This window comes from Sinorhizobium mexicanum (assembly GCF_013488225.1).
Taxonomy (GTDB): domain Bacteria; phylum Pseudomonadota; class Alphaproteobacteria; order Rhizobiales; family Rhizobiaceae; genus Sinorhizobium; species Sinorhizobium mexicanum.
In genome coordinates this window covers 1,249,597-1,266,934 of sequence record NZ_CP041241.1, presented here as the reverse complement: position 1 = coordinate 1,266,934, position 17,338 = coordinate 1,249,597, and the positions used below count along the sequence as shown (strand labels likewise).

The window sequence follows — 17,338 nt, the reverse complement described above, 5'->3', positions numbered from 1 at the left end:
CGGACAGAAGACTGAACCTGCGGCACGCGTCGTTCAAGGGGCTAGGGAAAACAATGGATCATACGCCTATTTGAGTCGCAGGTCAGTCAAGCCTGCGCTGTAAGATGCGAAGGTGTTGCCGACCGCGAGAATTTGCTGGGGTGTGCCAATTACCGTTTTGCCCCCGACGCGGTCGGTTAGGGTCAGTGTTAGGTTCGCGAAAGCGGCCATGCTCGGATCGATGAGGCCACCGGTTAGGACGTTTCCGTCGACAGCAATCTCCATTTCGCCGGTCAATTCGTCTGCAGCCACCCGTAACGAGGGGTTGGGGTCGATGCGAACGATGTATTCGTTGATGACACCGTGGTGCTCAATACCCTTGAAAGACCAATTGAAGCAGTTCTGTGGGGCCCCAGTCGGGCCTGCGTCGTCACCAAGCGCTCGACCGCGACGCACTACTACTACGTTATCTACCTTGCCATGGTGAACGAAGCTGTTGATGCTTAGGTTTCGCCCCCAACCCCATATCATAGCGCCGACGCTGCCCGTCAGCCCGTATCCGACACGTGTGCGATAGTCTGTCGGGTATCCTGGCGATGTGCTCGGATAACTGGGGTCATTCCGCCCCCGCACGTTGCTGATACTGACGTTCTGGGCCTCTAGGAAGTTGATGATGCCTGACTTTTGCCGGTCGCCGCGGACGATGCGGTGTGGAGAATGGCCGAAATTCTCGTATTTGATATTGTTCGCTATGATCACGCTGTCGTTGGTGTCGCCATCAGGGTCAGCGGTGGAGTTGATACCCGCCGCTGTTAGCAAAGAGCCGCCGTTCTTCGCATATATATTCTCCCAGCGGACAACGGCTCGCTTCCTCTCACCATTGGCGAATGTCCCCTCTACTCCTTGGGCAAACAGCGGGTTGTGGACGCCATCAAACGACGTTCCGATCACGTTGAGATCCACGACGCCCTGTTCTCCACTCACTCCCTTGCCGCCTGTGCCGGACGGTACCATTTTCTCGGCGGCCAGATTTCGCATTGAGCCACCAATGATCCTGAGGTGACCCGCTCCGGCCGCGACGCCGATCAGGTTATCGTTCCAGCCGGCCAGAATTCTCGTTCCCGCGGGTGGGTTGCGCGACCATGGGGTAGAATGCGTGGCGGTCCTTGTTGACCCGTCGTAGTGAGTGACGATGCGGAGCCCGCCGCCGTTCGCACCGCCGGTATCCTCCAAACACAGACCGACATAGAACCCGTCAACAGCAGAGGCGTTAGCTCTAAAGGTCACGGTATTGCTTGTGGAACTCAAAACCTCGAGTTCGACGGGAGAAGGGTAGAACGAGCCATCAAGCTGCGGATTTTCCAATGTGATATTGGAGACGATTGAGCGAGGACTGCTAGAGTCCGGATCAAGGTTCTGGATGAGTGAACCCGTCCGGGAAAACCCATCAAAATACGTGTAAGCGCCATGCAACCACTGTACATGCAGATCGCTTCTAAGGGTCAGCTGGCCGCGAGGCCGGAGCGGCTCTTTCATCAGGACTGCGCCCCTGTTTCCAGCCGCTGCGTTCCACGCCGCCTGAATGGTGCCGCGATCGTCCCTGGTACCCTCGTGAACGACGACTAGATCATTATTATCAACGACGGAGAAGGTGTCGGCGACGATGGGGGCGTACTGGCTGATGGTCTCCTCCAGCAAGGTGATCGGCGTTTCAGGATGATCCTCGCCCATGCAAGGTTCAGCACGGAACAAGATAGCGGCTAAAGATGCAAACGTGATGAGTGACTTGTAAAACATGAGCGAGTCTTCGGTTTCGTGGAGGCCTTCTCAGCTCCGAGCATAGATCGGTCGCCGTAGCGACGGCTAGATGATCGCGCCGGGACGTTTCGCACTAAAAGCTGCGGGCAACCATGTTGTCCCATTAGGAAGAAACAAGAGTGGCTGGGTGGAGCGTGTAAGGGCCGACCGCGTGGAATTGTACGGAATGTTTCAGGCTATCACTCGGCGTTCGTCTTGGAGTTGGGTCTGGTGCCCCGTTTACTTGTCAACGTGGCCCACCACTGATCCGATCCCGAAGTTCCTAGGCCGACTGGTTTCGCAATGAGCTGAAGGAGAAGGGAATTTCCCCGTGTATCCCGCCCAAACGAAACCGCCGGCAAGCCATCGCGTACGACGCGCAACTCTACAAGCAACGGCACCGGATCGAAAACATGTTCGGCGGGATCAAGGACTGGCGGCGCATCGCCACCCGATACGACCGATGCGCCCACACCTTCTTCTCCGCTATCCTCATCGCCGCGACCTGCTGCTTCTATCTCAATTAATGAGATGCTGTAACGGGGCCTGCGCCGTGCACCACCGCCTCACGCATCTTGCAATTGCCCACGGCAAGCCGTCGCTGTTCCCGTGTCAGTCTCAATCGGAGGAATACGGGATGAAGCTGTTTATCGGACTGGATGTGTCACTGGCGAAGACTGCGGTCTGTGTGATCAATGAGCATGGCAAGATCGCAAAGGAAGCGCAGGTTCCCAGTGATCCTCAGGCGATCGTGGACTTTGCAAACACCCTGGAGGGAGCGGTCGCCATTATAGGGCTGGAAGCTGGACCGCTGTCCCAGTGGCTGCATCGCGGTCTCACCGATGCCCGGCTGGATGTCGTCCTGATGGAAACCCGACAAGTGAAGGGCGCACTGAAGGCGATGCCAATCAAGACGGATCGGCGGGACGCTGAAGGGATAGCCCGACTGCTTCATCTCGGTTGGTTCAGGCCCGTACATTGCAAATCCGTGTCTGCACAGGAGGTGCGCGCGCTTTTGGCCGCCCGCAAGGCGATACAACAGGGTATGATCGCACTAGAGCAATCACTGCGCGGACTGCTGAGAAACTTTGGCCTGAAGGTTGGCGCCATCTCACGCGGCCAGTTCGACGCCCGGATTAGGGAACTGGTGGATGGCAATCCCATGCTGCAAGCAGCGTCCGGGCCAATGTTGCGCGCGCGCACCAGCCTGCGCCATGAACTTGCGGGGCTCGAACGTCAGGTCCGTCTGCTTGCGAAGGAAGACACGGTGTGCCGGCGGTTGATGACGATGCCAGGTATTGGGGCGGTCGTCGCCTTAACTTTCCGATCCGCTGTCGATGATCCCGCGCGGTTCTCATCGTCTAAAAAAGTTGGTCCATGGGTTGGCCTTACACCTTCGCGCAACCAGTCCGGCGAGCGCGACGTGATCGGCGGCATTACGCGAGCTGGCGACGCCAATCTGCGAAGAGCCTTGTGCCAAGCAGCTACCGTCATGCTCCATCGGGGGCGCTCGACATGGCTGAGGAGTTGGGCCGCACAAGTTGCCAAACGTCGAGGTGCAAAGCGTGCGATGGTGGCTTTGGCGAGGCGCATCGGCACAATCCTTCACCGCATGTGGAAGGATGGCACTGAATTCTCCACGACAGTGCCGTTGATCGCCAAGTCTGCCTGAGCGTTCACATCAGAACCATGTCGTTGACGTCTGCCTGAGCGCAGACCTTCGAGGTCCCAACCGGGACGCGGTTCCGATGATGCCGTGGTCAGGACTGTCGCCGGCCTCGGGTCGAGCACGCCAATGAGATGGGCACATCGGAATTACCGCACTGGACCAGCATCATGTTGGCAGCCATCGCGCTGACCACGGACCGAAGCATGAACCCGGGGGCACCTCAAACGAAGGGCGAAGCGAGCCAGGCGCCGACAAACAGGAAGTATAGCCGCGCTGGCAGCATGACTGCGCTACTGCGGCCATATCTTTTTTGACTCAGACGGCCCCGTTGCCGAAGTCCTGAGCCTAGGGTTTTTCGCTCGCGTCTGGCCCTTGGGCTGATAGCGGCGGAGCAGTCGATTCTTTGTGCGGGGTGCTTCCTTCGATTCGCCGGCTGACGGACGGTCAGTTTCGTATTGGTCGAGGTCTCGAACAACCGGTGACACGACCAGTGCAAGCGGATGTGATTACCCGTGGCGGCCTGCGCGTCATCATCGAACGCGCCTTCCTCATACTTGCGCACCCAAATCCGGATCAGGTTGCGTGACACGTCGTGGCGTTTGGCCAGACCATGCAGCGTCTCGCCCGCGATAAACTCCTGCACGACCTGCCGTTTGAACTCGATACTGTGACTACGATGTCTTGCCATGGGTTCCACTTTCGGAAACCCGACAACCCTGGTCAATTCATCAAGCCTGTCTGTCCACCCTCAGGGGCGCACTCCAATAAGGGGTGAATTTTGGACGCCGATTGACAGCCATCGTCGGCTTTGCGATCTATGCGATCACGTCCATGCCGGTCGCGCGAAGCGACATTCGGGCCGGAGGCGCGCGTTTCCGAGATCACGCGATCGGCCGGCACCATGTGAACGAGCTTTTTTCGCTGGCGCAAGGAACTCTGCCAGATATCCGCGACGCATCCGACACATATCAACGCATGTGTGGCGCGCCACATATCCGTTTAGCGGCCATCTCTTCGTTTTTCGGGGGCGCAGCGGCGGCCTGATCAAGGTGATTCAAGCTGCCTAACCTGCGGCCTTGGCCGGATGGTTACTGATGTCATATAGCCTATTCGGCTGAGAACATTCGGCCAGGACGCGAGATTAGCTTGCGGCCTACCGCGGCGTAGGCGGCATCTTCAGAGCTATGCAATGTGAACGGCTCCTGCCAAACGATGCCGACGGCGATCGGCAAACCGCTCGGTTAAGCAGCGCGAGGTTGACAGATGCCCGCAAAGGGAAAGTCAATTGGCGCTGCCTTCCCGCGCCAGTTCCGACAACCACTCCTTACAGATAATTTCTACCAGACTGCGAAGGTGTTCGGTTCGCTCAAGCAGCCAAATGAGCGCTTCCCCCGTGATCTCGAAATTCTTCGAATAGCGAGCCTTCACATAGGCCTCGTTGAGGACGTTGTACCACGCGGTATACCGGTGTTGGTCACGTGGCCAAGCGTCTACGAGCCGACGATCTTGGTCCTCGGCGAGACCGCGTAGGAACTTTAGGTTATGTGACGGCGGACTGTAATTCGTCCGTGTAAGCAGCAGTGCGGCATACAATCGCTCAATGGCCTGATGCAATGTGAATGCCGCATCTTTCGCCCATTCCGGATCTCTCAGCATTTTATGGAGATGGAACCGCGCCGTCTCGAGGAGGCGCTCGGACGCCGGCAACATTGTGGAGTAATGTTTTGTGGCCGCTTGATAGCGCTCCGCTGGGCTCAACCGCTTCGGTTCCGCGAGGGGGCGGCCGTCGAGCGCGTAGAGCACGATGCCTTCGCGCCGGATGTCGACGAAGAAATATTGGCCATCGGCGAGGAAGTTATTCACCTCGCGGGCGCCATGGACGATCAGCCCAACCGGTGTCGAAACGCCCTTGTCCCACATCAGCCGGTCGGTCACCTTATCCCAGTATTGCGGTTCGGCCAGCTTCTTCGAATTGACGATGACGAGGATATCGTAGTCGGAGCGATAGCCTTTCATCGTATGCGGCTCGTCGACGAAGGTGCCGCGGGCATAGGAGCCGAACAGGATGATCTTCAGGATCCGCCCGCGCTTCTTGAAGTCAGATGAACTTCCCTCGAGCGAATCGGCGAATTCCTCGTGAATGATCTCCACGACGCGGGCAAGCTCGCGCTGCTTTATCTCCGGCAGATGTTCGAGGCTCGATCTCATGTTCCAACCGATAGGACAAAGATGACTCTCCGTCTACTGCCGGAGTTCATGGGTTCTCGGCATCGACTTCCTAAGGGGTCAAGGGCCCATACTCGGTTCGACCATGCTTTCGAACGGGCGATTCCGGTCCCGAGGGAGGGGAGAAGAGGGTACAAGAGGGGGACGGCGCTGGACTTGCCGAGCGGAGCAGCTTGCCCCGGGGGCAGTTCTCTACTTGCGGCCTTCCGGTCAACTGGTTTCTTCCAGCCTCCTCTTGCTGGCTTCACCGTTCTACGTAGTCGAGACGGGTGCTCGCCAAATCACGGCATCGGATGCTGTGGTTCCCAATGTCAGTCGTGCGGTCCTGTTTCAGAAGCCTCGCAACTCCCCTGCGGGATCACACAGCTCCGTCCGGCAAGGGATAGGACTGCCGTCAGCTACGGATCTGGTGATCGATCGAGACGCCCCTACCACCGCGCACCTGTTCCTTATCGCGAGGGGCGTTAAGGCTTCCCTTCGAAGGCCGGCGGCTTGCTTGATGCTCTCGAACTAACCCATTTGTGCAGCTTTTGCTGATGCGCTCGGGCTGCTGGCTGGCGGAAGGCATACAGATGACCAGCCCTGGAGATTTTCTCAATCAGGAAACGGTTCTCGCCCTTTTTGTTGGCACTTGTGTCGGCCTGCTCGCGTATTTTGCGCTGTCGAGGTTCATCGGCGGGGTAGGCCCTTCAAGAACAAATCATTGGTCGAGCGGCAATTCAGGAACATTTTCGCTATCGTGGACGAGGGGCGGCGGCAGTCGCTGATCCAATACTACATGGAAAAGTATCAATGCAGTCGAGCGGAGGCAATGTGTCGGGCAGTCGACGAGCGCCAGCGAGACGCCAACAGGTGGTAGGTTCAATGCGCACGAGGGGTGGCGATGCCAGCACGAGATTGCAGCGGGCCGACATCGCTCTTGGCCGGTTCCGGGCTAAACCGACATCCTCCTGCGGGAAGGGTTGCTGACAAGAGCGACAGGTTTCCACGCGCAATCCCGATGCATGGTTCCGGGCTTGAAGAGGTGCGGCGCAAGGGCGGATTTTAGCGCGGCCTGCGTTCGGCGCCAGCACCACACCCGCTCCTCCGATGTCAAGAGCCTTTGTCGAGCAGCTAATGTTCACGCTCCGGTGCTTCGACGTCGCATAATTACAGCAGGGAAATTCGGACAACCGAATGCTCCTTCAAGCGGATGGTCCTGATGCCCCTAGTGACGGCCGCGCTCGGCGACTTGCGCGTCAATCCTTTCGGCCTGCCGTCGGAATGGCTGTGGTCGAACTATCTCGATATTCTTTTCGGCGACCGCTACTGGCGGCAGACGCTGAACTCGCTGTTCATTGCGGCGGTGACGGTGGTGTTGACGATCATCGTCGCGGCCATGGAAGTCGGTTCGCGCGATCGCGACGTCAGAGAGGGCCTGGCTCAAACAATCAAATCTATCACTGGTTGTGAAGCGAAGGTTGTGTCTAGAACGCGATTCACGCAGAGGATTAGAGACCCTGGAGTAGAGGACTAGCCGCAGGACCACGTTGGCGGCGACTAACACCCATTTGTGCAGCTTTTGCGAAGTCGTGTCCTGAACTACCATCTTCGCGCGAGTTCGCTGGGGAAGGACATGAGCTATCGTCAAAGGGGTAGGAGTCCACAGCAGCGTTCGGTGCTCCGCACGGCGCCTGGGTTAGTGATTGCGGCCGTCGCGGTGGGCGCCGCAGGCGGCATGACCGCAACCGACCTGATCGCCAAGTGGGATAGTCTTGAAAGCATAGGAACGTCTTGCAACATCAAGGGCAATATCAGCATCGATTCAGGTGAGCGGATATTTCATGTGCCTGGCCAGAAATATTACTCGCAGACGCGAATAAGACCGGAATACGGGGAGCGCTGGTTCTGCTCGAGGAAGAGGCGTGGGCTGCTGGCTGGCGGAAGGCATGCAGATGACCAGTCCTGGAGATTTTACCGGAATAATATCATAAAGTTGCGCACCCCTCTTGGGGGGGCTGGGGGACTTCCCGAGCGGAGCAGCTTGCCGGGGTTCTCTAATTGCGGATCGCCGGTCGAGTGGCTTTTCCACCCCGCTCTAGCTGCTCTGTGAGACGACTTGCCGTACGCTGACATACGGCGAAGTTTATGTGCCGCCTGAAAGGCATATTATGCTTGCGCGTCACGGTGAACCGCTGCAACGATCGTCGCGACAACAGGAATCAAGCAAATGTCGTCAATTCCATGGATAGAATTAGTTCAGCACAATACGGCTAAATACAGCGAGCTCGTTGCTGGCATTGATCCTTCGCTGGTGGATATGCCTGCTTGCTTTGATCAGGATGACGGCATCCCCTGGATTAGCCGCTTCGTCGATTTCGTTTTGGATGCCATCGACAGACAGGTTGGATTCGTAAAGTTTCAGAGCGCCTACTTCGAAGCATGCGGCCTTTCCGGTCTCACGGCGCTCTCATTAGGCATGAAGCGGGCCAAGGTAGGCCCGGACGAGAGGATCACCACATTTGGAGAATGAAATCTGCCCGAGAATGAACGTGGACATACGAATTGGACAGGCTGACGCTCGTCGCGGCACGGGGGACGCGACTTTCCGCTCGCAATGCTGGCGTCGAGGCTACGATGTCCGCGGTGCGGCTCGAGGCGCGTCGCTGTCGTCTTCATGCCGTCTTCACAGGGTGAGCTTGACGCCGGAAGGAACGAACCTGCACGAGCGCGGTTAGGGAACTAGCACTTCTGCGAGTTTACGGTCGAGTGGGCGCCTGCTTACTTTTCGCGTGAATTGACAAGCGGGAACAGTTTCCATGGCCCAGAGTACTAAGCAGAAGCTGATGAAAGCACGCGATACCCGGCCTTCGTCGACGACGTTGTAAGGACCGGCTGCGATATCTGCGCTGTTGGGCACGACAAATATGTGCTCGGCGACATCGAAGAAATGGACGCGGCAGCCGACGATCTGGACCGCATCGGCGACAAATACGGCGACAGGGACTTCCTCAAGCTTGAGATTGCCGCTTACCTGCGCTCAATCGGTCGGTACGTCGATGTTGGCGCGGATGGGTCTGAATAGCCATCCGGCGAAGCCGCGGGCAACGACCCCCACATCGGACTGAAGTCCATCATGGGAGCAAGGCGAATAGCTCCAGAGCCGGCGCGGCGACACTATTGGGCGGGCTGATAGATATCGACAGCCATTTCCTTCAACGCTCGCCGGCTATCGGGCCTGAAATACATCATGTGGCCCCCCTCGAGTACGGCGGCGCGAATGGGCTTTGCATCCTGAAGCGAGCTGATCTGGTTTAAAAGATAGCGAGTGATCATGTATGGCGTGACAAGATCCGTATAGCCGTTGACGATCAGCACGCCCATGGATGGATTCAGGCTGCGCGCACGCTGGAGATCATCCATTACACCAGCGTAGCCCTGGCGCGATGCGCTGGTTCCATAGTCCCATTGTCGGCTGACCTCATCATTCAACAGGCGATAGGACATGTCCGTGCGAAAGCCCAACTCGTCGCGAACGTAGGCCGTAAACGCCGATGTCAGCACAGAAACGCTGCGATCGAGTACCGGATCGGGACCTGCGGCTCGGCTCTGCGGTTCGATGTCTCCAGTCTCGATCATGCCGTCGTAAGGGCTCAGGACACTTGCTCTTGTCCGGGCAAATTCCTTGGTGAAGAGACCAGTTGAAATGCGCGCGAAGTTGCGTTGCACGACCTCAAGCGGCACACCGGTAATCGCGGCGACCCGTTCGCTCGCTAAGCGGCCGCCGGACTCCAGTCCGCTGGCGAGGGCGACGATATAGTCGCCAAGAGCGTAACGCTCGACATCCGCCAGACGGTTTTGCAGGTCACGGCCGGTGACGCCCTCATGCTGCAAGCGCACGGCCGCGAGCGAGGGGAGCTCCAATGCCAGGTGGACAATGTCGAATTCATCGGGCCGCAGCAAGGCGAATTCCAAAGCGGGAGAGACGAGGACGATGCCACTTGGACTAATGCCGACATCTTGCTGAAGCGTCCTTGCCAGAAGAGCTGCCCGGTATCCGCCGTAGCTCTCCCCAGCGAGGAAAACCGGCGATCGGCTTCGGCCCGTCTGCGCAAGATACAGCCGGATGAACGCGCCCATCGAGGATGCGTCTTGATTGATGCCCCAAAAGCTCCTGGACTGCTGGCCTGGCGCCTCACGGCTGTAGCCGGTGCCAACCGGGTCGACGAAGATCAGGTCGGTTATGTCAAGCCAAGTATCGGGATTGTCGATGACCGTCTGCGGTGAGGGGAGGAAGGCTCCGTTGGAACCCGTTGCAACTATGCGCGGACCCATTGCTCCCAGATGGAGATAAGCTGCTGCAGCCCCCGGACCGCCATTGAAAACGAAGGTTATCGGTCGCTGCGGTATCGGAACCTGTCCTTGCTCGGGGCGGAGCGTATATGCGACATAGAAGACTTCCGCCGTCACGTCGGCGTTGCCCGCCAGCAACGATAGGGTGCCCGCTCGGGCTTGGTATCGAAGAGTGCGCCCGTGGATGTCGATCGAATGTTCGCTCGTCCGTGGCGGAGGCAAAAGCGAGAGGACGCCACCTCTTGGCGCGGGGCGCTCGACAACCTCGCCGTGGCTAGCATCCGGGACGACTGCGAGCAATACGAATGCTGCGGCGATGGCTTTGGCTAGTGCGTGCATTCGGCCTTCGGAGGGTCATATTGCCTGTATTTTGGCCGCTCTATTGGCCGTTCTTATTTTTGCGATCACCAAAATAATATCATATAGATGGATTGCGTGGAGGCCTAGACCATTCCTCTTCATTGGCCGCTTTCTCTGCCGGTTCTAAATCCTCATCTGACGGAAAACGGATAAGTTGCGCACCCCTCTTGGGGAGGGCTGGGGCTTCCCGAGCGGAGCAGCTTGCCGGGCGCAGTCGGTCCCGGTTTCCGCCCTTCGGGCGGCGCTATGCGAAACCTCCTGCGGCTGCCCTGTTGACCGGTCAAGCTGCGCGCGAACTGGCTACGGCGCTCAGGCGCATCCGCCTGGTACGCTCTTTGTTAGTTTGGCGGCATGAAATCCTCTAGGGATTCATGCCGCAGACCTGCGGGCTCAAAAAACGCGGCGCTTATTGCGGAGAAGCCTACCACGTCGCGGTATCGCAACGGAGTCGCTGGGCCGCACGCAGATTTGTCGAGAAAGCTGCATCTCGACGTAGCGTAAGGCTTCTGCCTCTCGAGGCGAGATCCTTTATCTAAATATCTGATTGAACAGGCTTTCCAGCGAGCCGCCGGATTCCTGGTCGGGCTGTTCTGCACCTTGCGGCGGTTGCTCATTTGTCGCTTCGGGCTGGGCAGGTTCCGGGCCGGCCTCTTGTGTCGGAAGTGCCTGGTCGCGGTTTGCGGCATTGCCGGTGATAATCTCTTCGATGGAAAGCTGGTTATCTTCTCCTTTCAGCATCTTTTCCACGTTGCCACGGATGAGGTTCTCAACCGGGCCGCTCTTTTTTCCTTTGGTGAGGAGACCGTCAATCCGCAGCTTGTCGGTTGGCAGTCCTATTTTCTTCAGTGCAGCCAAAGCGGCGCCAGGATCCTTCAACAATCCCGAGAGATCTGGATAGATCCGCGGGTTGGCAAAGCTCCCCTCGACGACGACCGGGACCCCGATGCCATCGGTCGATATCTCGGCTCCCTGTCCTTCCAGCGAAGCGACGACCCGAGGGTCGAGACGAAAATTCAGGGAGCTCTCTGCAAGGTTGGCGGCGCCTTTCCCGGTCATGCGGACCAACGGGCCGACAAGCTTGATATCTTCGGTTTGTGCAACGCCACGCTCAATGGCAAAGGAAGCGCCAAGTTCGGTGAACGCGGTTGCGTTGTTCTGGTCCTGTTTGAAACCCGATGACATCAGGCCGACGAGATTGTTATAGACGTCGGCAATATCGAGGCCGCGAATGGCGCCATCCGAGAAGCGGACATTTGCGGTCCCGCGAAGTGAGTTTGCCATTGCCTTGGTCGTCCCGCCCGCGCCCGCAATGTCGAACTTCGCCTGCAACGCGCCCTCAAGATGCCTGAAGCCTGCCATGTCGGTCAGAAGCGGCGCGGCCGAGGCTCCCGAAATGGACGCCTGCAAGGCAATCGCAGGTTCCGACTGGGAGCCATCGGCCTTCAGGCTTGCAGCAACCTGGCCGCCGTAAAACGGGCTCTTCGGAAGGGCAAGACTTGCGACACCATCGGAGACGATGAGGCTCGTTGCCACCGGTCCGGCGAAGACGCGACCGTATCCGAGTTTTTTCGCGTTCAACTTGATCGTTGCGTCGATCGATTGCAGCGCAGAAAGATCCAGCGGAGCGTCGGGGCTTGTTTTGTCTCCTTTCGCTTTTTTCGCTTTCGCTTCAGGAGCAGGTGAGTGCGCGCCGGCGAGGCGCGCAAAATCCAGTTCGTCGAAGCTGAGTGCGCTGGATATTTTTGTTGGCGCAGTGAACTCAACAGACCCGTTCCCGCTCCCTTGCACGCCGTTGATCGACAGGATGGCGCGCTCGAAGGAAACGCCTGTTGGACTTCCACTGACGTCACCTTTGAACGCCAGCAGGCCGACGCTCTCTGCCCCGCTCCGTCCGAGCCAGGTAAGAAACGCATCAAGATCAGCTGTCGAAAAATCGAGCTTTCCAACATACTGACTCGGAAGCACAGCCTTGCCATCGATGGCCAGGGATGCGTCCGACATGCGCATCTGAAGCTTGAGGGGGATGTCAGTTGTGCCAGGATTTTTGTTTAGAAGCAGATCCCGGACGGGCATTTGCAGGTCGACGGCGATGGGCTTGTCCCGCCATGCCAGGCTGCCCGAAAGGTGCACCGGTTTTGTGAGATCGTCGATCCTGATGGCAAGCTTCTTTGCCTTCACCTCACGCATGCTTTCATCAGCTACATTCGGCGCGACAAACGTCGCGTCGCGCATGCCGATATTGCCGGTCAGATTGAGTGTTTCTCTTAAGGTATCCCCGCTGAGGCCGCGAAAGGCAAAGGCGGTATCTATCGTCAAGGCACCGGAAAGTGGGACCGATTGCCCCATCAACGTTGCAAGTTTGTCGATGTCGAGTCCGTCGCTCGATATATGACCCTGGAAGGTCGGCTCGTCATCGCGTACATCGGTGCTGACATTGGCGGCAATGCTGCCCGCATCAATACGCAAGTGCTCGAGGCGCGCGGAAAGCTCTCCGTCTTTGAGCTCCGCCACCAGCGACACGTCGGAAGCCGACATGTCGCCCAAGGTCAGGGTGCCCACGTGAACGCTCATGTCGCTGTCGAAATCAGCCAGAAATCGCAGGCTTGCGGGGGAGGCGGGGTCTGCCGATCCTGCCTCTGATTGCGAGGAACCTGAAGTGGCCTCGGCAAATGGGCCCAAATCCAACCGGTCGGCATCGAGGTCGGCGAGAATCCGGGGACGCTTGCCGGGTATGAAGAGTGTGTCCAGGCCAAACGCCTGTTCGCCGACGCGCAATTTGCCCCCGCGGATCTGATAGCTGCCATTGGCATTGAGGGCCACTTGCCCGACTGCCTCGAATTCCGACAAACCGGATGCAGGATCTGCTTGCAAGGAGACGGTCATGTCGGTTGGCCGGCGTTGAAGCAGTGACTGCAAAGAGGAGATCGTGAGGGTAGTCTCGTAGCGTCGCTCCGCCATTCGGGCGCTCGCCGAAAGAGACAGTTCATCATCGATGCTCGGCGCCGTAAGCGAAAGGTCGACATCGGTCACGGTCTGCTCGGAGCCCGCCGCGTCTTTCCGAATAAACGTGCCGCCGGCGATCGAGATTGAATCGATCGCGCTACGTTCAAGGAAAGTTGCAACGGCCGCAAGTGGGTCGCCTTGTTCGGCCTGATCGTTGCCGCCAGCCTCTTTCGTCGATGCGCGACCTGTGCCTTCACTGAGCACGATCACCGGTCGATCCACCTTGATCTCTTTTATGTGCAGGCGATCCGACCAGAGGGATGACAGCGTCACAGAACCCGCAACCTCCCCGAATTCGGCTGTGATGCCCTGCGTTTCCGCGGAGAGTGCGACATCTTCCGCTAAAACTGCGAGATGGGGGAAGGCAGAAAGCCTGACAGGACCATTGAGCGAAATCGAACTGCCTGTCGCAGCAGATAGTTGCCTGCCGAGTTTGCCGCGAATCCATTCGCTTGAAACGAGGCTTGGCAAGACGACGATGGAAGCGACAGCGAGCGCACCGAGCGCCAGAAGACCTAGAAAGTAGCGCCTCATGTGCCCTCCGTCTTTCAAAAGCGGCTGATTCGCTATGGTTTTCCAGAAGGTGCCCATTTGCAAATGTTCCGTAGAGCTCGGGCTACTCCGGGGCAGGCTGTCGCCCTGGCAAAATACCCCTTCGCCCTCCGGCCAACTCTGGGGCGTTGTTCGAAGAGAGGCCGGCGCCTCGTGCGCTGGCTATGACGGCAGGCCGTCGCGATTTTCCCGCATTTCAGATGCGAGAAAATTCCTGACTCGTGGTGCTGCTGTCGGACTTCGCGCATCGCGGGAAAGTCCATGCCAATGCCGTCGGTTGGGGAGACGGTAGATAAGGACTTGCACAGCTCTGGCGGCGGCCGGCGAGGGCAGGAAGCCCTCACGTTCGGGATGTCGTCGATCTTTGCCACGCGGTCACAAGCGCTGTTGATGGATGCATCGCCCAGGAGAACCGTCCGGTGGACCGTAAAAGCGGCTGAAGCTCATCCACCTTGCGGCGGGGTGAAAGTCGTCAGCCTATTCGCGTCGCTCTCGTAATCATTCAGCTCTGACACCAAGGCGCGGGGCAGGAGCCGATCCAGGTCACGACGTATGTATAGTTAACTGCTATTTTGGGTAGCAATTACGGGGTGGCCCACCAGGAAATTACCCGTGGCAGGTCATGCCAAAGCTGCGCCGTCGCTGCAGTACTGCCTCGTGCCCTACAGAGGCACGCGCGAAAGCTGCGTAAACTGACACTTGCGAGAGTACGGCTGGAGCCCGTCGTCAACCTGGCTGGCAGATTTCACCGAAGCAATTCGGATTGGATTTCAGAGACAGGAAAATATGCAGCCAGAACGTGAATTCGCCTTCACGTCTGAGGACCCAAGCCTCAACCCCACGCTTTGCGGCGGCAGTTGCGGGGTCACAGTCGTAATACTCCATCGCGCGCTGCACAGCGACCCTTACGGCATGATTATCCGCATCCGCCACATTTCCCGGGCGAACTGTCTTCTTCGATAGCTTTGACATGACGACTCTCCTTCGAGAATCCGGCGCCTGGAAGATGTGGCCGGACGTTCTCGCAGCGAAAATCGAAATCGCATCGTCCGGAAGCACGGGGCCGTTCATGTCAGGTAAGCTGTAGCCTATTTTATTTCCCTCGAAAGGAGAAGCCCGATTTGCTGCCCCGACGGGATATTCGCATCGTCCCCGAGACCATACCACCGGATGAAGCGTAGTGGCGACGAGCAACGAGGCTGAAGTTTCCGAACCATGATCATGCTCCTCAAAAGGAGCTGCATCACATTTCGAGCCCAATGAGTGACGCGCGAACTTCAGCGGACCCAGACCTCAAAGAAGGTCCGCGTGAGAGCCGTTTTCAATCTTTTGGGTTGCGGGAACGGCGCCAAGCAGGACGGTGAAACAGTAATGTCGGTCGAACCGCTTGCGCTTCCCGCTAGACCGACCGGCCGCGCACAATCAAAGTGAACTGTTTGCTGCACTCTATGTTGACTGACGCCGGTCCACGGCGGGATTTTTGCCACTCTCGAAGTCGCGAATCTTCTCCAATATCTCCGGTGCGATCTCGAACTGCCGAGCCTTGCCGCGGCCCATCGAGTTCTTCACGAACGTCTCGGTTAGTAGCCCGCGCTTGACCAGCGGGTCAATCGTTTCCGTCACACCTGTGCGCGTCAGGCCTGTATTTTCAATGATATTTGAAAGGGTTAGCCGCTGATGCCCTTGATGCATGATGTATAGCACGCTCATCATGCCGATCTGCTTCAGCCGCGACTGTGGCGTCTCGTCTTCCTGCGGATTGTCAATGATCTCGTGAAAGATGAAAGCCGAGAAGGCTAGGCTGTGCCACTGCTGATTGAGTGCTCTTGTCATTCGTTTAACTACGTTATATAAGTTTGTATGTCGGGCTCGTGACGCTCGATCGCGAACAGGTGTTGAACTGCGTTGTGTTGGCGGAGGGTCATCTCCATGAGAAGCCTTTTGATCGGGATAGTCTCGGCAGTTGTAAGTTCATCATATCTCATTTCAGTGAGTAATGCGCGGGGCGGCGACTGGGGATGCGAGGTTATCCTATGCCTTTCAAACCCCGGTGGACCGTCGCAGTATGCCGAATGCCGGCCGCCAATCCGGAAACTGTGGCGCGAACTTGCCAAGGGGCATTCATTCCCGACCTGCAGCGGCGTCGGGTTCAAGGCGTCGCGGCGGGGATACGAGCCTTACTATTGCGACAAGGACTACAGGCTGACGACGCGATACGGTGACCGCCGGCGGGAAGCAAGCTGCGTCTCGACGAGCCCGCAAACTGTCGCAAACGATCAATGCTATTCCGACAGCGGAAGCGCAGTTCGCTCTTCCGGCTGGAACTGGAACGATGGCCGCCGGCAATGCCGCCGCTACGTGACCACACGGCCACATGTGCGCTCTCAGCCGCACTACGTCGACGTGACGATCGACGGTATCGGAAGCCAAAGGGTGTGGTACTGAGTGATGCCCGTTGCCTTCATCGATCTCGCGCAAACATGCGCGCCAAACGTTGCACCCGAAACGATCGCCGCCGTCATCAGCCTGGAGAGCAATTTTCAGCCTTATGGCATTCGCATCAACAGCGGTCCGCCGCTCGCCGAGCAGCCCAGGACCAAGGCGGACGCGATCGAGGTCGCAACCGCGCTCAGGACCCAACGCCAGGATATTCAGCTGGGTCTCGGTGGCATCGGCGTGGAGGAACTGAACAGGCTCAATCTCACCGTCTCTGACGCTTTCGATCCGTGCCTCAATCTCAAGGCGACCGCTTCCTTGCTCGACGGTTATTACCGTTTGGCCGTCCAGGCTGGTGAGACGCCCACACGAGCAGAGCGCGTCATGCTGCAATCCTTTTACGGGCGAGGCGATCCCTCGGTAGGTGAGATGATCAGATATGACGAACAGGTCCAGCGCGAGGCGAAACGCCTTTTCGAAAAGCTGGCTTCTCTGACGATAGGCAAAGGGACTCCGGAGCCAGAGAACGATGCCACGCCTTCTGCGGCAACGGCATCTGCCGCCAGCGCTGACGGTTCCGCCATAGAACAGGCCCCAGGCGTTCAAAGGTGGGACGTCTTCACATCGGGACGGACCTCTTCCGTCCTCGTTTTTCAAGACAACCAGGTGGAGCAGAGTGAATGATTGCCAATTCCCGAATCCGTCCGGTCGCCGCATCGACGCTCATGGCGGCCGCCATGGTGGCTTGCATGGTCGAACCGGCCTTTGCACAGGCCGCCGGCATCGAGACCGTGCTGCAGAACATCGTCGATATGCTGACCGGCAACATCGCCAAGCTTCTGGCGGTCATTGCGGTGATCGTGATCTGCATCGCCTGGATGTTCGGTTACATGGACCTCAGAAGGGCAGGGTTCTGGATCATCGGCATCGGTGGCATCTTCGGCGCGACCGAATTGGTGGATACCATCGTAGGGGGGTAGGTCG

At 58.3% G+C, this 17,338-nt stretch carries 11 protein-coding genes and 5 pseudogenes; 9 read left to right on the top strand and 7 right to left on the bottom strand.

Annotation, left to right across the window (positions count from 1 at the left end):
- Positions 1-66 precede the first annotated feature (66 nt).
- Complete coding sequence (locus tag FKV68_RS29995) at positions 67-1,776, bottom strand: hypothetical protein (RefSeq protein ID WP_180942552.1); 1,710 nt, start codon at positions 1,774-1,776, stop codon at positions 67-69.
- Positions 1,777-2,063: 287 nt separating this feature from the next.
- On the opposite strand from FKV68_RS29995, the pseudogene FKV68_RS29990 reads away from it, so the two are divergent.
- Both FKV68_RS29990 and FKV68_RS29985 read left to right on the top strand, forming a co-directional pair.
- Positions 2,064-2,303 (top strand): annotated as a pseudogene (locus FKV68_RS29990) (transposase); the annotation flags it as partial.
- Between the two features lie 110 nt (positions 2,304-2,413).
- Entirely contained in the window at positions 2,414-3,448 is a 1,035-nt protein-coding gene (locus tag FKV68_RS29985) for an IS110 family RNA-guided transposase (RefSeq protein WP_180942551.1), read from the top strand.
- 511 nt (positions 3,449-3,959) lie between these two features.
- On the opposite strand, the pseudogene FKV68_RS29980 reads toward FKV68_RS29985, so the two are convergent.
- Positions 3,960-4,133 (bottom strand): annotated as a pseudogene (locus FKV68_RS29980) (transposase); the annotation flags it as partial.
- A gap of 593 nt (positions 4,134-4,726) precedes the next feature.
- Complete coding sequence (locus FKV68_RS29975) at positions 4,727-5,653, bottom strand: nucleotidyltransferase and HEPN domain-containing protein (protein WP_180942550.1); 927 nt, start codon at positions 5,651-5,653, stop codon at positions 4,727-4,729.
- A gap of 1,210 nt (positions 5,654-6,863) precedes the next feature.
- Between FKV68_RS29975 and FKV68_RS29970 the strand changes: the two are divergent.
- The 4 genes and pseudogenes from FKV68_RS29970 to FKV68_RS33690 form a co-directional block, all read left to right on the top strand.
- Positions 6,864-7,052 (top strand): annotated as a pseudogene (locus FKV68_RS29970) (carbohydrate ABC transporter permease); the annotation flags it as partial.
- A 234-nt stretch (positions 7,053-7,286) separates the two neighbouring features.
- A pseudogene (locus FKV68_RS33460) lies at positions 7,287-7,609 on the top strand (sunset domain-containing protein).
- Between the two features lie 271 nt (positions 7,610-7,880).
- Positions 7,881-8,183: a beta/alpha barrel domain-containing protein gene (locus tag FKV68_RS29965; protein WP_180942549.1), complete on the top strand. Its 303-nt coding sequence runs from the start codon at positions 7,881-7,883 to the stop codon at positions 8,181-8,183.
- Positions 8,184-8,469: 286 nt separating this feature from the next.
- A pseudogene (locus FKV68_RS33690) lies at positions 8,470-8,735 on the top strand (hypothetical protein).
- A gap of 92 nt (positions 8,736-8,827) precedes the next feature.
- On the opposite strand, the gene FKV68_RS29955 reads toward FKV68_RS33690, so the two are convergent.
- The 4 genes from FKV68_RS29955 to FKV68_RS29940 form a co-directional block, all read right to left on the bottom strand.
- Positions 8,828-10,342 carry a S10 family peptidase gene (locus FKV68_RS29955; protein ID WP_180942548.1) on the bottom strand — a complete coding sequence of 505 codons (1,515 nt, stop codon included), beginning with the start codon at positions 10,340-10,342 and terminating at the stop codon, positions 8,828-8,830.
- Positions 10,343-10,891: 549 nt separating this feature from the next.
- A complete protein-coding gene (locus tag FKV68_RS29950) occupies positions 10,892-13,900 on the bottom strand; it encodes an AsmA family protein (RefSeq protein ID WP_180943962.1) in 3,009 nt (1,002 codons plus the stop codon).
- Positions 13,901-14,644: 744 nt separating this feature from the next.
- Positions 14,645-14,890 carry a hypothetical protein gene (locus tag FKV68_RS29945; RefSeq protein ID WP_180942547.1) on the bottom strand — a complete coding sequence of 82 codons (246 nt, stop codon included), beginning with the start codon at positions 14,888-14,890 and terminating at the stop codon, positions 14,645-14,647.
- 474 nt (positions 14,891-15,364) lie between these two features.
- Positions 15,365-15,751 (bottom strand): MarR family transcriptional regulator, encoded by a 387-nt coding sequence (locus tag FKV68_RS29940; protein ID WP_180942546.1) that lies wholly within the window; start codon positions 15,749-15,751, stop codon positions 15,365-15,367.
- A gap of 96 nt (positions 15,752-15,847) precedes the next feature.
- Here FKV68_RS29940 and FKV68_RS29935 point away from each other — a divergent pair, with 96 nt between their 5' ends.
- From FKV68_RS29935 to FKV68_RS29925, 3 genes are read left to right on the top strand one after another with little or no spacing between them, the layout of a single operon-like run.
- Positions 15,848-16,363, top strand: coding sequence for a hypothetical protein (locus tag FKV68_RS29935; RefSeq protein WP_180942545.1), 516 nt, complete (start codon positions 15,848-15,850; stop codon positions 16,361-16,363).
- A 3-nt stretch (positions 16,364-16,366) separates the two neighbouring features.
- Complete coding sequence (locus tag FKV68_RS29930) at positions 16,367-17,038, top strand: lytic transglycosylase domain-containing protein (RefSeq protein ID WP_180942544.1); 672 nt, start codon at positions 16,367-16,369, stop codon at positions 17,036-17,038.
- Positions 17,035-17,334, top strand: a complete 300-nt coding sequence (locus FKV68_RS29925; RefSeq protein ID WP_180942543.1) for a TrbC/VirB2 family protein — start codon at positions 17,035-17,037, stop codon at positions 17,332-17,334. Before FKV68_RS29930 ends, FKV68_RS29925 begins: the two co-directional genes overlap by 4 nt.
- Positions 17,335-17,338: the final 4 nt, after the last annotated feature.

Excerpts from the sequence above, each read along its gene's own strand:
- FKV68_RS29930 (WP_180942544.1), top strand. The coding sequence starts at position 16,367 with ATGCCCGTTGCCTTCATCGATCTCGCGCAAACATGCGCGCCAAACGTT.
- FKV68_RS29975 (WP_180942550.1), bottom strand. The coding sequence starts at position 5,653 with ATGAGATCGAGCCTCGAACATCTGCCGGAGATAAAGCAGCGCGAGCTT.
- FKV68_RS29995 (WP_180942552.1), bottom strand. The coding sequence starts at position 1,776 with ATGTTTTACAAGTCACTCATCACGTTTGCATCTTTAGCCGCTATCTTG.
- FKV68_RS29950 (WP_180943962.1), bottom strand. The coding sequence starts at position 13,900 with ATGAGGCGCTACTTTCTAGGTCTTCTGGCGCTCGGTGCGCTCGCTGTC.
- FKV68_RS29985 (WP_180942551.1), top strand. The coding sequence starts at position 2,414 with ATGAAGCTGTTTATCGGACTGGATGTGTCACTGGCGAAGACTGCGGTC.
- FKV68_RS29955 (WP_180942548.1), bottom strand. The coding sequence starts at position 10,342 with ATGCACGCACTAGCCAAAGCCATCGCCGCAGCATTCGTATTGCTCGCA.
- FKV68_RS29945 (WP_180942547.1), bottom strand. The coding sequence starts at position 14,890 with ATGTCAAAGCTATCGAAGAAGACAGTTCGCCCGGGAAATGTGGCGGAT.
- FKV68_RS29965 (WP_180942549.1), top strand. The coding sequence starts at position 7,881 with ATGTCGTCAATTCCATGGATAGAATTAGTTCAGCACAATACGGCTAAA.
- FKV68_RS29940 (WP_180942546.1), bottom strand. The coding sequence starts at position 15,751 with ATGACAAGAGCACTCAATCAGCAGTGGCACAGCCTAGCCTTCTCGGCT.
- FKV68_RS29935 (WP_180942545.1), top strand. The coding sequence starts at position 15,848 with ATGAGAAGCCTTTTGATCGGGATAGTCTCGGCAGTTGTAAGTTCATCA.
- FKV68_RS29925 (WP_180942543.1), top strand. The coding sequence starts at position 17,035 with ATGATTGCCAATTCCCGAATCCGTCCGGTCGCCGCATCGACGCTCATG.